The organism is uncultured Marinobacter sp. (assembly GCF_913055835.1).
In the GTDB taxonomy this organism is placed as follows: Bacteria; Pseudomonadota; Gammaproteobacteria; order Pseudomonadales; family Oleiphilaceae; genus Marinobacter.
Window position 1 is genome coordinate 37,088 of record NZ_CAJXKQ010000032.1, and the last position, 13,121, is coordinate 50,208.

Sequence of the window (13,121 nt, forward strand, 5' to 3'; positions counted from 1 at the left end):
GGTTGCTTGGAACACCCGCAAAACAGCGTAACCGGTATCGATACCCGTGAAACCCGGCAGTCGTACACCTGGCGGGATATCTTCGCGCTTGCGCTCAAGCACAAGCCCCGGCTGGTGCGCGCAAATCTGCTGGCCATCATGGCCACCGTCATGAGTGTGCCGGTGCCCCTGCTGCTTCCGGTTCTGGTGGATGAAGTGCTGCTGGACGAGCCTGGTCCGGTATTGCCGGTTATGAATTCGTTATTGCCGGGGAGCTGGGAAACGCCGGTGGTTTATATCGGGCTGATGGTTGTGGCGGCTTTTCTGCTCCGGGTGGCGGCATTGTCGTTCAATGTCTTACAGTCCAGGGAGTTCTCCAAGGTTTCCAAGGATGTGGTGTTCCGCATTCGTTCCCGTTTGCTGGGTCGCCTGCAGCGCGTGGCCATGTCCGAATACGAGACTCGGGGCTCCGGCGGGATCAGCAGTCATTTCATTACTGATCTGGATACCGTTGACCAGTTTCTGGGTACGACCATCAGCCGGTTTCTGGTGGCCAGTCTCACGGTATTCGGTACCGCCCTGGTGCTGCTCTGGGTGCACTGGCAGTTGGCCCTGCTGATTTTGCTGTTCAACCCGCTGGTGATCTTCGCCACGATTCTGATTGGCAAGCGGGTCAAGGAACTGAAGCGTCGGGAGAACAGCGCTTACGAGGAGTTCCAGGGCGACCTCACCGAAACCCTGGATGCCATTCACCAGTTGCGGGCGGCCAACCGGGAAAAGCATTACCTCCGCCAACTGATCGACCGCGCCCGAAACGTGCGTGATCACGCCATACAGTTCGAATGGCGCAGCGATGCCGCCAGCCGGGCCAGCTTCGCACTGTTCCAGTTTGGGGTTGATGCCTTCCGGGCCGCGGCCATGGTAACCGTGCTGTTCAGCGACCTGAGCATCGGCATGATGTTCGCCATTTTCGGCTATCTCTGGTTCATGCTGACGCCGGTTCAGGAAATGCTCAACATGCAGTACGCCTGGTTCGCAGCCAATGCGGCGCTCGGGCGGATCAACCGATTGCTGAAACTGGAGGAAGAGCCTCGCTATCCTGCGCTGGAGAACCCTTTCCGGGACCGGCATACCGTCGGGCTTTCTCTCAGGAATATCCACTTTGCCTACGGCGAGGAGGAGGAGGTTCTTCGAGGCATCAATCTGGAGTTGGCGCCGGGCGAAAAGGTCGCGCTGGTGGGCGCCAGTGGCGGCGGCAAGTCGACCCTGATCCAGGTGATCCTCGGCATGTATACGCCGCAACAAGGTGAGGTGCTGATTGATGGCGTGCCGGTTCAGCGTATCGGCTTGCCGTGTCTTCGTGAGCACGTGGCGACGGTGCTCCAGCACCCGGCCCTGTTCAACGATACCGTTCGCCAGAATCTGACGCTTGGTCGGGACAAGCCCGACGCCGATCTCTGGGATGCTCTGCGAATTGCCCAGCTGGATACCACGGTCGCTGCCATGCATGACCAGCTCGATACTGTGATTGGCCGCCAGGGTGTCCGTCTCTCTGGTGGGCAGCGCCAACGCCTGGCCATTGCCCGGATGATCCTGTCTGACCCCTCGGTGGTGATCCTGGATGAAGCCACCTCAGCGCTGGATGCGGAAACCGAGTTCCAGCTCCATCGAGACCTGGAAGCGTTCCTGAAACAGCGCACCACCCTCATCATTGCCCACCGCCTAAGTGCCGTTAAACAGGCAGATCGTGCCTGTGTTTTCGAAGACGGCCGGATCATCGAGGAAGGGCATCACGATGAACTGATTGCCAGAGAGGGTCTCTACGCCCAGCTCTATGGCGAGCGCCAGATGTAATCCGGCCCATAAAGTTTACTTCCCCTTACAACAAAAACTGATCTGTCGCTTTTTGCGTCCGTAAAAGATTGCAAATGCAAGTTCTTCGCGCCAGAGGCTGCGCAATGCACCTATAGCTCGATTTCAAATTTCTCTGCAAACTCGCGAGCGATCTTTCACGGACAGGAAAAGTGAACAGAAAAACCACAAGCATTCTGCTTTTTGCCACAGCTTTCCTGCTGGCACTGGCACTCCCGGTGATGCCGTCGCTACTCAACAACAGCGGGTTTTACGGGATGGCGATTGATGAGCCCGGAGAGAGCCTGAAAGGGTACCAGCCACCGCAGGACGGGTTGGTCGTTATTTTCTTTGGTTATCGCCAGTGCGGAACTGTTTGCCCGGCTCAACTGGTTAACCTGTTGGATCTGAGCCAGCGGTTGGACGACGCCAAAGTCGAGTTTCTGTTTGTCACTCTCGATCCGGAAAACGACACCGCTCAGGATTTACAACAGACAATGGCAAGCCTCGGTGAAGCATTCAGATCCTACAGGCCTGAAACCCACCAGTCTGCTCAAAAGCTGGCTTCAGCTTACAACGATTTTGCCGTTAAACAGGGGGGCGCCCCAAGTGACTATATTGCCCACAGTGCAAATTTGCATGTGGTGACCTCAGACTTTCGGAGAAGGCTGGTTTACGCCACACCGGATCTGAAACTTGGATTGGTTGAACAGGATATTCGCCGCTTTCTGAAAGAATACGACAGCGAGAGTGCTACATGATGACAGCGGTAAACAGTCAGTCTTATGAAGTTGAAATCCGGGAGCGCACCGATCGCCAGGTGCTTCTCATTCTTCTGGCTCACATCCCGGTGGTCGGACTGTTGGTTCCAATGGGCTACGGTACAACCATGTTTGCTCTGGTGGCATCTATTCTGGTGGGCGGCCTGGCGGTGGCCGGCTATTTCACCATGCGGGGAACCCGGGCGCTGTCCTCCCTGTTTGCTGTCTGTCTCATGCTCTTTTCGGCCATCATGATCCAGGCCCAGATGGGGCGGATCGAAATGCACTTCCATATTTTTGCCGCCCTCGCTCTGGTGATTATTTATCGGGACTGGCTACCGGTAGTGGTCGCGGGCGGTACCATCGCCGTCCATCATCTGGCACTGACCGGGCTGCAACTGAGCGGGGCATCCCTGGGCGACATGTCGGTAATGATCTTCAACTACGACTGCAGTTGGTCAATTGCATTTCTGCACGCGGCCTTCGTGGTGTTTGAAGCAGCAATTCTAGTGTTCTTCGCCATTCGCATGGGCGCGGAGCAAAAACAGTCGATCCAGATCATCGAGATTATCCGCGGATTCGATGCCAACAACGATCTGACGGCCCGCCTGGATGATGCAGACAAGAGTGTCACCGCCGGTTCGTTCAATAACATGCTGGAGCGATTTGTCGAATTGATTGCCAAGCTCCGGGAGTTGTCGGAGCAATTGCGCGCAAATGCTGATGACATGACCAGTGTCAGTGACACGACCACGCAGATTGCCAACGAGCAGCAGGTTCAGACCGATCAGGCGGCCACGGCAACCAACGAAATGTCCGCCAGTATCCAGGAAGTTGCAAGCAACGCCCAGCTGGCGTCCGATGCGGCCGGTAATGCGTCTGGCGCCGCCAGACGGGGTGGTGAAGCCATGGCTAACGCCACGAAACTGACTGAAGCAACCGATGAGGCACTGGGGAGCAGTGCCACAAGGGTCGATGAGCTGGGCGAAAAAATCGAATCCATTTCTTCGGTTGTCGGCTCGATCAATGCGATCTCCGAACAGACCAACCTGCTGGCCCTGAACGCTGCCATCGAAGCCGCACGGGCCGGAGAGCATGGCCGTGGTTTTTCCGTGGTGGCGGATGAGGTCAGGGCACTTTCCCTGAGAACCCAGGAGTTTACCGACCAGATTCGGGCGACTGTCGGCGAATTGAGCGACATTTCCGAGGCCACCAGGGCTTCCATGGAGATGGGGCGGACCCGATCTGCGGAATCAATACGGGCAATGAGGGAAACCGGCGAGGCCATTCGCGAAGTGGAAACCTCCATCAGCGAGGTGTCCAGAATGAACTACCAGATCGCATCGGCCTCGGAAGAGCAGGCGGCCACGTCGCTCCAGATCAACGAGAACATTCATTCCATCGCCAATCGGAACAACGATGTGGTGTCCGAGGCCGAGCGGGTTAGAGCCATGGCAGCGGACCTCGAGGCGGTTACCGAAAAACTGAATGAACTCGTGAAACTCTATCGCATCTAACCCTTCCAGAGCAGGAGGTTGGAGGGTCAACTAACTCTCCGACCTTGGTCTGACATTCACCGTACTGATGCCGAACATTCACTGGCCCGCGGTTGAACTCTCGTTAATTGCTGCAATAGTTAAAGGTGACTTCACGCTGTGGAGTCCTTTCATCAGGCTATTGTCCGTTATGGGATTGCTTTCCCGGTCGATGCGTTGCTGAAAGGGCTTCGAGAGAGCCTTCCGGAATACGCGGATAACGACGAAAAAGGAGGCACCACATGTCGAACGAAAGTCTCAGCAAAGACAGTCTGAATACCCTTTCCAGCCTGGATGCTGGCGGTAAAACCTTCCATTACTACAGCCTGCCGAAGGCCGCAGATACCCTCGGCGACCTCAATCGCCTGCCTTTCTCTCTCAAGGTGTTGATGGAGAACCTGCTGCGCAATGAAGACGACTCCACGGTTGATCGTAGCCACATCGATGCCATGGTGCAGTGGCTGAAAGATCGTCACTCCGATACCGAAATCCAGTTCCGGCCAGCACGGGTGCTGATGCAGGATTTTACCGGTGTGCCCGGGGTGGTCGATCTTGCCGCGATGCGTGAGGCGGTGAAGGCCGCCGGCAAGGATCCGGCAATGATCAACCCGTTGTCACCGGTGGATCTGGTGATCGACCATTCGGTAATGGTGGACAAGTTTGGTGATCCGTCGGCGTTCAAGGACAACGTGGCCATCGAAATGGAACGCAACCAGGAGCGCTACGAATTCCTGCGCTGGGGCCAGCAAGCCTTCGACAATTTCCGCGTGGTACCGCCCGGCACCGGTATCTGCCACCAGGTGAACCTGGAGTATCTGGGCAAGACCGTCTGGCAGAAGGATCAGGGTGGCAAGACCATTGCCTATCCGGACACCCTGGTAGGTACAGATTCCCACACCACCATGATCAACGGTCTGGGTATCCTTGGCTGGGGTGTTGGCGGTATCGAAGCGGAAGCCGCCATGCTGGGCCAGCCGGTATCCATGTTGATCCCCGAAGTGGTGGGCTTCAAGATTACCGGCAAGCTCCGTGAGGGCATTACAGCCACAGATCTGGTGCTGACCGTCACCGAAATGCTGCGCAAGAAAGGCGTTGTCGGCAAATTCGTGGAATTCTACGGCGACGGCCTGAAGGATATGCCCGTGGCCGACCGGGCCACCATCGCCAACATGGCGCCGGAATACGGCGCGACTTGTGGCTTCTTCCCGGTGGATGAGCAGACCATCAACTACATGCGACTGACCGGCCGTGAGGAAGAGCAACTGGAACTGGTGGAAGCCTACGCCAAGGCCCAGGGGCTTTGGCGGGAACCCGGCCATGAGCCGGTGTACACCGACAACCTGGAGCTCGATATGGGCGATGTCGAGGCCAGCCTCGCCGGGCCCAAGCGGCCGCAGGACCGGGTTGCACTGAAGAACATGAAGTCGTCTTTTGAGCTGTTGATGGAAACGGCCGAAGGACCCGCCGAAAACCGGAAAGCCAATCTGGAGTCCGAGGGTGGCGGCACTGCCGTTGGGGCTCAGGACGCTTATTTTGAACACCCTTCCAGCCAGCCGCTGCACATGAACGGCGAGAAGTCCCGGCTGGATCCGGGCGCGGTAGTGATTGCTGCAATAACCTCCTGCACCAACACCTCTAACCCGAGCGTGATGATGGCCGCCGGCCTGATTGCCCAGAAAGCCGTCGAGAAGGGGCTGAACACCAAGCCCTGGGTCAAGACCTCGCTGGCGCCGGGTTCCAAGGTGGTCACGGATTATCTGCGGGTCGGCGGTTTCCAGGACGATCTCGACAAGCTTGGCTTCAACCTGGTGGGTTATGGTTGCACCACCTGCATCGGTAACTCGGGGCCGCTGCCCGACGAGGTAGAGCAGGCCATTACCGATGGTGATCTGACCGTCGCCTCGGTGCTGTCCGGGAACCGGAACTTTGAAGGCCGGGTGCACCCGCTGGTGAAGACCAACTGGCTGGCTTCGCCGCCCCTGGTAGTGGCGTATGCGCTGGCGGGCAACGTTCGTCTTGATCTGGAAAAAGAGGCCCTCGGTACCGACAAGGATGGCAATCCGGTGTATCTGAAAGACCTCTGGCCCAGCCAGCAGGAGATTGCTGAAGCCGTGGAGAAAGTGAAAACCGACATGTTCCGCAAGGAATATGCAGAGGTCTTCGACGGCGATGCCACCTGGAAGTCCATCAAGGTGCCGGAAAGCAAGGTGTACGAGTGGTCCGACAAGTCCACCTACATCCAGCATCCGCCCTTCTTTGAAGGTCTCAAGGAGGAGCCGGACGCCATTGATGACATCAAGGACGCCAACATCCTGGCGATGCTGGGTGACTCGGTGACCACCGACCATATCTCACCCGCCGGTTCCTTCAAGCCGGACACCCCTGCCGGTAAATACCTGCAGGAGCACGGCGTTGATCCCAAGGATTTCAACTCCTATGGTTCCCGGCGGGGTAACCACGAGGTGATGATGCGAGGCACCTTCGCCAACGTGCGTATCAAGAACGAGATGCTCGATGGCGTGGAAGGTGGCTTCACCAGGTTTGTGCCCACCGGCGAGCAAATGGCCATTTATGATGCCGCCATGAAGTACCAGGAGCAGGGCACGCCGCTCGTGGTTATTGCCGGCAAGGAGTACGGTACCGGTTCAAGCCGGGATTGGGCGGCCAAGGGTACCCGTCTGCTCGGTGTGAAAGCCGTGGTGGCCGAATCCTATGAACGCATTCACCGCTCAAACCTGATCGGTATGGGCGTGATGCCACTGCAGTTCCCGGAAGGTACGGATCGCAAGAGCCTTAAACTTACCGGTGAGGAAACCATCAGCATTGAAGGCCTGTCCGGAGAAATCAAACCGGGTCAGACCCTCACGATGACGGTGAAATACAAGGATGGTTCTACAGAAAGCTGTGAGTTGAAATCGCGGATCGATACCGCGAACGAGGCTGTTTACTTCAAGCATGGCGGCATCCTCCATTACGTCGTACGGGAGATGCTGCGCACTGCCTGATTGGGCGCTGCTGATGAGGCATAGCGGTTCGCCGCTATGCCAGAACCATCTGAAACGCCCATTTCAGGCGAAATTTCAGCCAAATTTCAGCCAAATTCCAGAGAGAAACGAGAGAGACCCTTATGACCGATCAACCGTTTCTGACGGACGTCAAAACCCTTCGCGAAAGGGCCCGTAAACACATTGAAGAAGGGGCTCTGACCGAGGGCTATGGTGCCAACCGCGACAATGTGGTGAAGATTCTCAACGAGGCGCTGGCGACCGAAATCGTCTGCACGCTACGCTACAAAAGCCATTATTTCCGTGCCGATGGCATCAACGCCAATGTCGCTGCCCAGGAATTCCTGGAGCATGCGGACCAGGAACAACAGCACGCAGACTGGCTGGCCGAACGTATCGTGCAACTGGGAGGCAAGCCCAACTTTTCCCCGGAAGGCCTGTTGACCCGCTCACATGCGGAGTTTGTCGAAGGCGAAACGCTTCGGGAAATGGTGGTCGAGGATCTGGTTGCAGAACGGATCGCGATCGACAGCTATCGCGAGATTGCCCGTTACCTGGGTGACCAGGATCCGACCTCTCGGCGGATTATCGAGGAAATCCTGGCCCAGGAAGAAGAGCACGCGGACGATATGGCCGGTCTGCTTGAAGGGCTGGATAGCTGAATATCGCGGGCCCGTGGCGTAATTGACGAGTGTGGGTGCCGCCTGTCAGGTGGCGCCTTTCTCGTCTGCGTCGGCCAGGGGCAGACTTAGCCAGAAGCACGCGCCTTTGCCCTCTTCGGAGTCGAAGCCGACCTCTCCCTCCATGGCATGCATCAGCTCCCGGGTGATGGCCAGACCCAGTCCGGTGCCTTCTTTGCTGCGTGACGATGATGCGTTGGCCTGGGCAAACTTCTGAAAAATCCTGTCCCGAAAACTTGCGGGCACACCTGGCCCCTGGTCTCTCACCTCCAGCCTTATCAGGTTTCCGGATTGCTGGATCTCGACATTCACTGCGCCGCCCTCCGGCGAGAACTTGATGGCATTGGACAGCAGGTTGGAGAGGGCCTGTGTCAGCCGGTTGGCATCGAAACTGGCTCGGACCCCGGGGTTGGCATTGCTCAGTTTGATCTTGATATCGTGCTGGTTTGCGATCGGTTGGATTTCCTCCAGTGCCACCCGTACTGCGCTTTCCAGGTCCTGTACTGAGGCATCGATTGCCATGTTGCCAGTGACCAGTTTCTCGATATCCAGGAGGTCGTCAATCAGGCGCCTGAGCTGATCGGTATTGCGTCTGGCAATGTCCAGCATTTGCGTGGTTTTCTGGGTGAGTGGCCCGGTTGCGCCACCGAGAATCAACCCCAGAGAACCCGAGATAGAGGTCAGGGGTGTTCTCAGCTCATGGCTCACCGTGGAAATAAACTGGTTTTTCATTTCGTCGATCTTGTGGCGCTCGTGGACGTCGGCGATATAGCCATGCCACAGGATACTGCCATCAGGCAGTGGTTCAGGCCGGGCGAGCCCCTCCACCCAGTGCCAGCCACCGGTCTTCCAGCGTATGCGATACTGGTGCTGCCATTGCTCAAGTGACTCTGCAGATCGCTGGATGGATTCCGCCACTCCTGCCAGATCGTCCGGGTGAATACGATCGAACACGGGGGAGGCGTCAGCCGCTACTTCTTCCCCACAGACACCATAAATGTCCTGAATGCCGGGGCTTGTATATGGAAAGCTGGAGTGCCCATCGGGCCAGAGGCGATACTGGTAGAGCATGCCGGGGGTCTGGGTCACCAGCTTGTGGAGGGTTTCCGTATGCTGCTGTTGGTAGATGGTGTCTGCGACCCAGCCTGCCAGCAACGTAACGAACATGCGTTCGGTGGCGCTGAACGGTGTCAGTCTTGGATGTCTTGAAGAAAAATTGATGGTTCCGAATATCTCGCCGTCAATCCAGATCGGGGCTGCCAGGTAGCTTTCCAGCCCGAAAACCTCGTAGCAGATGTGGTTGCGATACGTTGACTGCCCCATATGATCAATGGCCAGCACCTGTCCGGTCGCCACCATTAACGAGCAATAGGTGCGCTCCAGGGGGATGGTAGTGCCGTTGCTCAGAGTGTCCTGCAGGTGCGTAAAATGCCAGTGCACCGTATAGGCACCACCGGTTATCCGGCTGACAATGCCGGTCTCAAGGCCCAGGTAGTTGCAGGCCATTTCCAGGGCCCTGGTCACTCTCTGGCTGGCGTCGCCCTCGGTGTCCAGGGCAATCTCCGTCAGTAGATTCAGCGCCCGGTTACGCTCGTCATAAAAATCGCCGAGCTCTCCCAGCCCGAACTCCCGCTCTACCAGATCGGCGAGATCCCGTAGAGTGGCTTTGTCGTCGTCAGAGAAGGACCGGGGTTTACGGTCAATCACACAGAGAGTGCCAACGCGATGGCCGTGACGGTCGTGGAGCGGAGCGCCGGCGTAAAAGCGGATGTTGGGCTCGCCGGTTACCAGAGGATTGTCCACAAATCGCTCATCGTTCAGGGCATTCTCGATGATGAAGGGTTCTTCCCGCAGGATGGCATGACCGCAGAAAGAAATATCCCTGGCTGTCTCCGGAGTCTCCAGTCCGTGTCTTGATTTGAACCATTGACGGTTGCTGTCAATAAGCGATACCAGGGCAATCGGAATATCGAAGCTGCGGGCGGCGAGCCGGGTAAGCCGGTCGAATCGTTCTTCTGGCGGCGTGTCCAGAAGCTTCAACTCGTCCAGGGCGCATAGCCGAAATGCTTCATCCGGCGGCAGATCAGGGGTTTTCATGGCGCTCTCCAGTTTCCGGCACTTCGGCATCAGCCGCTGGCAATTCCACCCAGAAATGGGCTCCGCTGTCGTAATAATAGCCGACTTCCCCGCCCATCATGCTTGCAAGCTCCCGGCTTATGGCCAGCCCAAGGCCGGTGCCAGCCTTTGCCCGGGTGGAGCCGGCTTCCGCCTGCGCAAAACGATGGAACAGCCGGGGCAGAAAATGTTCCGGAACGCCCTTGCCCTGGTCCGACACGGTGATCCTCACACGGTCGGATGCGGCGACTTCGGTTCGGACCCTGACCGTGCCTTCAAGCGGAGAGAACTTGATGGCGTTGCTGATAAAGTTATCGAGGATTTGCCTCAAACGCACCGGGTCCGCGATAACGAGTTGTGCCCCGGATGGCTCGGCGTTGAGAGGGATCCGGTAGTGCCGGGCCATGGCCGCGTTGCCCTCGCAAGCATCCTCAATGGCTGAGCCCACTTCGATGGTTTCAGGATTGATGGGCATCTGTCCCGCCAGAGTCTTGTTGAAGTCGAGCAGGTCTGAAATCAACCGTTGCAGCTGTTCGCTGTTGCGAAGCGCAACATCTACCATGGCCCGGGCTTTTACCGGCAGGTCCCCGGCAGCACCGGAGTGAAGAAGCCTCAGGGAACCGTTGATGGATGTCAGCGGGGTGCGCAACTCATGGCTGACGGTAGATACAAACTGGTCTTTGAGCACATCCAGAGCTTCCCTCTCCTCCATCAGCTGATTGAAGGCGATGGCGACACTCCGGATTTCCGGGGGTCCGGCAGGTTTAAGTCTTGCAGCAACGAAACCATCCCGGGTCATGGCACGTATTTTTGACGACATTTTCTCCAGTGGCCGGGTTGCGGCGCGGGCGAGGGCCCAGGCAGTGGCCGCCAGGATCAGCATGGCAAGGATACTGATGCCCAGGAAGGCTCGGAATGAGGCCCAGGCCGGCTGTTTCACATGCTCGTACGGCACTGCACGCAGGAACATCCAGCCCACCCGTTCAAGATGCCGGGTGGCGTAGATCCATTTTTTGCCTTCCAGGTCTGTGACAACTCCGGAGGTGACCCCGGACAGGGCCGCGTCGATGATCAGGTTCTCACCGGGCTCCGGAAGATCCGGCATGATGTTGGTTCCGGAAAGGGCATCCACCTGAATAAAGTGTTCGGTATCGAGAACCTTGAATAGCGTATCCGAACGTTCTGCCGCCTGCCTTGGAATGATGCTGGCTTTGGCAAGATTGATGATGCCGCCGGCAAAGCCCAGCAGGTCGCCTTCATCAGTTTCAATGGGGGCCAGAAACGACAACAGTGGGAGACCAGTAGTCCGTCCAATGATGGGGCGGCTTATGACCGGGGCCCGTGAGGCAAGTGCTTTTCGGAAATGCTGCCGGTCGGCATAGGAGGTACCAAGGCGCCCGGGAACATGCACATTCTCGGCAATAGCGACGCCCCGCTCATCGAATATCACCAGACCTTCCTGAAAATAGGCCTGGAGAGACGTCTGGCGACCCAGAAGGTTTCTGATCCGCGGTAGTGGTAGTCGGTTTTGGCCGTCGGTAAGCAGTGTGGAAAATGCCTCGAGGGCCTGCAGCCGGATCTGCAGGTCCTGGTTCACCCGACTGGCGCTGTTTTCGGTTTCGAGTAGCTGCCGCTGGGTCAGCACATCTTCGAAGTCGCGCACCAGCTCGTTGTAGGCAATCGCCAACAGGACTGCGACCGTAACAATGCTGCTGAAGATGGCAATCAGGGCGACGCGACTGCCTAGGGACAGATTTCGCAATATACTTCCTTAAGGTTATGGCCGGGCGAGCCTAAACGTGATTTTATTGGGGCGAGAATAGTGGATTTTGCGAGAGCGGCAAAACACATTCATTGGGGGAATTGATTTGGCTTCGCAAGAAAGCAGCGATGTCGCGGCAAAACTGGCAGCGCTGAGGCAGAAGTTCCTTGTTCGCGCGAATGAGGACATTCAGGTCCTGCGTCACTATGCGGAGCAGACCCGCCGTGGTGAACTATCTGCCGAGGGGCTTATTCAGTGCTATCAACAGCTGCATCGGCTTGCTGGTTCCGCCGGTACCTTTGGTTTGCCGGAGCTGGGCGTTGCCGCCCGAACCCTGGAAAAAAAGCTGAAAAGCCAGGCCGAGGATCTCGCCGAGGGTGGCGCTGGCCGAAGCCAGTCTGTTGATGTAGATACGGATTTTGCAGAGGGCGTTGATGCCCTGGCGAGGCTTGTTGAAGTCAGGAGTGAATATCAGGAGCCGGCAAGCACGCCAGTCCAGCGGAGTGATGTTTTTGAGGGTAGTCACGGCATGCAGGTCAGCGTGATCGTCATGGAGAACGGTGACGATGGGCTGACGGCGCTGTCTGCCGAGATGGCCCGGTATGGCTTCAACTGCCGTAACGTTGACCGGAGGGAGCCGGAAGCTGTGCATCAGGTGCTCGCGGATACGTCCGGCGCGGCCGCGATACTTTGTCAAGATTCCGATTTGGCGGATGTCATGGCGCTGCGCAACCGTGCCCAGGCAAAAGGGTTACGGCGGAGACTGCCGGTAATCTGCATCGGCCGGGACGGATCCTTCGAGAACAAGTACCACCTGGCCAAGCTGGGGGCATTTGCGTTTTTCCCGGAACCCCTTGATATCCCCGAGCTCGCCGAACGGATCGAATCCCTGGCCATCGAGCGCAGCGCCGGGGTTCAGGGGCGTGTGTTGATTGTCGAGGATGACACTGAGCTGGCCGAACACTATTGCCTGGTTCTGCAGTCGGCTGGTATCGAGGCGCGAACGGTTGCCGCCCCGCTGGACCTGATGTCGACCCTGTCGGCCTTTCAGCCGGATATTGTCCTGATGGATGTTCAGATTGGTGGTTATTCCGGGGTGACCCTGGCCCGGCTGATCCGGTTTGAACCGCGCTGGCTGAGTCTGCCGATTATCTACCTGTCTTCCGAGGATGATCCTGACAACCAGCTGGAAGCGCTTTCCAAGGGAGCGGATGAGTTCCTGATGAAGCCGGTTTCTGACGATTACCTCGTGCGCTCGGTCAGGATCCGGTGCTATCGGGCCCGGCAGTTGTCAGAGCTTATGAACCGGGACAGCCTGACCGGTCTGCTCAAGCATTCGCTGATCAAGCAGGAAGTGGAGAAGGAACTGGCCCGGTGTCGCCGGGACGGGCATCCGTCCAGTGTGGTCATGCTTGATCTGGACCATTTCAAAC

The 13,121-nt window shown here is 57.7% G+C and carries 8 protein-coding genes; 6 read left to right on the forward strand and 2 right to left on the reverse strand.

Features of this window, described 5'->3' with window-relative positions; genetic code table 11:
• The first annotated feature begins 6 nt into the window (after nt 1-6).
• From QZ534_RS15305 to QZ534_RS15325, 5 genes are all read left to right on the forward strand, one after another.
• On the forward strand, nt 7-1,833 hold the full coding sequence (locus tag QZ534_RS15305) for an ABC transporter ATP-binding protein (protein WP_296935583.1): 1,827 nt from the start codon (nt 7-9) through the stop codon (nt 1,831-1,833).
• A gap of 275 nt (nt 1,834-2,108) precedes the next feature.
• The gene (locus tag QZ534_RS15310; RefSeq protein ID WP_296935585.1) at nt 2,109-2,591 is read left to right on the forward strand and encodes an SCO family protein; all 483 of its coding nucleotides are present in this window, start codon (nt 2,109-2,111) and stop codon (nt 2,589-2,591) included.
• A complete protein-coding gene (locus tag QZ534_RS15315; protein WP_296935588.1) occupies nt 2,588-4,108 on the forward strand; it encodes a methyl-accepting chemotaxis protein in 1,521 nt (506 codons plus the stop codon). The genes QZ534_RS15310 and QZ534_RS15315 overlap by 4 nt, the downstream gene beginning before the upstream one ends.
• A gap of 260 nt (nt 4,109-4,368) precedes the next feature.
• The gene (acnA, locus tag QZ534_RS15320; RefSeq protein WP_296935590.1) at nt 4,369-7,131 is read left to right on the forward strand and encodes an aconitate hydratase AcnA; all 2,763 of its coding nucleotides are present in this window, start codon (nt 4,369-4,371) and stop codon (nt 7,129-7,131) included.
• A 122-nt stretch (nt 7,132-7,253) separates the two neighbouring features.
• Entirely contained in the window at nt 7,254-7,793 is a 540-nt protein-coding gene (locus tag QZ534_RS15325; protein WP_104321193.1) for a ferritin-like domain-containing protein, read from the forward strand.
• Between the two features lie 45 nt (nt 7,794-7,838).
• Here QZ534_RS15325 and QZ534_RS15330 read toward each other — a convergent pair whose 3' ends face one another.
• Together QZ534_RS15330 and QZ534_RS15335 are read right to left on the reverse strand one after the other, a co-directional pair.
• Nucleotides 7,839-9,908 (reverse strand): GAF domain-containing protein, encoded by a 2,070-nt coding sequence (locus tag QZ534_RS15330; RefSeq protein ID WP_296935595.1) that lies wholly within the window; start codon nt 9,906-9,908, stop codon nt 7,839-7,841.
• On the reverse strand, nt 9,895-11,688 hold the full coding sequence (locus tag QZ534_RS15335; RefSeq protein WP_296935597.1) for an ATP-binding protein: 1,794 nt from the start codon (nt 11,686-11,688) through the stop codon (nt 9,895-9,897). Before QZ534_RS15335 ends, QZ534_RS15330 begins: the two co-directional genes overlap by 14 nt.
• Nucleotides 11,689-11,794: 106 nt before the next feature.
• Here QZ534_RS15335 and QZ534_RS15340 point away from each other — a divergent pair.
• Nucleotides 11,795-13,121, forward strand: a 1,327-nt coding sequence (locus QZ534_RS15340; RefSeq protein ID WP_296935599.1) for a response regulator, incomplete at its 3' end; no start/stop codon positions are given.

Coding starts and splice junctions, on each gene's coding strand:
- QZ534_RS15325 (WP_104321193.1), top strand. CDS start 7,254: ATGACCGATCAACCGTTTCTGACGGACGTCAAAACCCTTCGCGAAAGG.
- QZ534_RS15315 (WP_296935588.1), top strand. CDS start 2,588: ATGATGACAGCGGTAAACAGTCAGTCTTATGAAGTTGAAATCCGGGAG.
- QZ534_RS15330 (WP_296935595.1), bottom strand. CDS start 9,908: ATGAAAACCCCTGATCTGCCGCCGGATGAAGCATTTCGGCTATGCGCC.
- QZ534_RS15310 (WP_296935585.1), top strand. CDS start 2,109: ATGGCGATTGATGAGCCCGGAGAGAGCCTGAAAGGGTACCAGCCACCG.
- acnA (WP_296935590.1), top strand. CDS start 4,369: ATGTCGAACGAAAGTCTCAGCAAAGACAGTCTGAATACCCTTTCCAGC.